The organism is Streptomyces sp. 150FB (genome assembly GCF_000818195.1).
Classification (GTDB): Bacteria; Actinomycetota; Actinomycetes; order Streptomycetales; family Streptomycetaceae; genus Streptomyces.
This window is the reverse complement of the sequence record NZ_JTHL01000001.1, coordinates 8,066,948-8,068,292: the sequence shown is the minus strand read 5'-3', so window position 1 is coordinate 8,068,292 and position 1,345 is coordinate 8,066,948. Positions and strand designations below refer to the sequence as shown.

The following is a 1,345-nucleotide window of genomic DNA, read 5'->3' as shown; positions in this document are numbered from 1 at the left end:
GTCGGCGGCGGCGCGGGCCCGGGAAGCCGCTGCGGCCAGGGTGGGCGGCGGGGTCGGCAGGTCTTCGCCGCGCAGAGCCGCCACCAGGTCGCCGTGGAGCAACTGGAGTGTCCGGCCGTCGGCGACGATGTGGTGTACGACGGCGAGGAGCCGGTGCCGCCGTCCGGCCACCCGGGCGAGGGTGAAGCGCGCCAGCGGACCGTTCTCCAGGTCGAAGGGCCGGTGGGTCTCGCGGTCGGCGAGCGCGGTCCAGCGCAGCTCGGCCCCGGACTCGGCCCCGGCCTTGGTCGCGTCGGCAACGCCGGATCCGCTGCCGGCGGTGGGTGCGGGGACGGGGGCGGGGACGGGGACGGTCAGATCGACGTAGTCGAGCACCCCGGTGAATTCGGGGTCGATCACCATGACCGGTGTGCCGGAGGCGTCGGCCGGGAAGCGCGCGCGCAGCGCCTCGTGCCGGCGGGCCAGCACGCGTACGGCGCTCGTCGCGGTTTCCCGGTCGAACGGCCCGGTCAGGTCGACGACCAGGGCGAGCTGGTGGACCAGCGCCTCGGGTGTGGTCAGGTCGAACAGCCACACGTCCTCCTGCGCGGCGTCCGGCCGGTCGGCCCGCTCCTCGGCGGTCGGCGCGGTGGCGAGCGGATCGAGCCCGGCCTCGTGGTGGACACGCTGGAGGTTCTGCGCGGAGAACCGGCGGGGGCGGGCGCCCGGCCGAGTGGGGATCTCGGTCATGAGGTGATCACGGCTTCCGTGTCAGTGGTCTCGGCGCGCACGAGGAGATCCAGGGTCGCGCCGTCGGGCGTCTCGGCTGTACCGCCCGCCGTGGGCGAACGGAGGAAGTCGATGGCCGCGTGGTTGCGGCCGGTGTCGCGGTAGCCGACGACGATCCGGTCGGCGTCCATGGCCCGCGCGTGCGCGGCGATCTGACGCATCGCCCGGGTCTCGACGCCCTTGCCCATGGCCGGGCAGGAGATGACGAAGGCCTCGACGACGCAGTCCGAGCCGTCCTTGGCCAGCGCCACGACGACGCTGGGGCCGAGGTCGCCGAGGCGGTCCCGGACGCGGCCGAGCAGCAGGACGCGGCCGTCGTCGGCGGTGATCCCGTCCACTGTCACGGGCGGGATCGGCACCCCGAGGGTGAAGTCCTTGGAGGCCACGAGCATTTCGTTGATCTTGGCGAGGTCGCCCTCCCGGGCCGCTCGGAAGTCGGCCTCGACACCGAGCCCGGCGACGAAGGAGGCCAGCGACAGGTCGCCGGCGGGCCCGGGGGCTCCATCGGCCCCGACGGAGTCGCCGACGTCGGCGCCGACGGGGCTGGCCCAAGCCACCGCTCGGCCCGGCGCGCCGG

General features: G+C 75.1%; 2 protein-coding genes. Both read right to left on the bottom strand.

Going from position 1 to position 1,345, the window contains the following annotated elements:
• Window positions 1-729, bottom strand: a 729-nt coding sequence (locus tag QR77_RS47105; RefSeq protein ID WP_040025973.1) for a condensation domain-containing protein, incomplete at its 3' end; no start/stop codon positions are given.
• The coding region (locus tag QR77_RS34640) for a hypothetical protein (protein WP_236710938.1) at window positions 726-1,345 on the bottom strand (620 nt) is incomplete at its 5' end. The genes QR77_RS47105 and QR77_RS34640, both read right to left, overlap by 4 nt.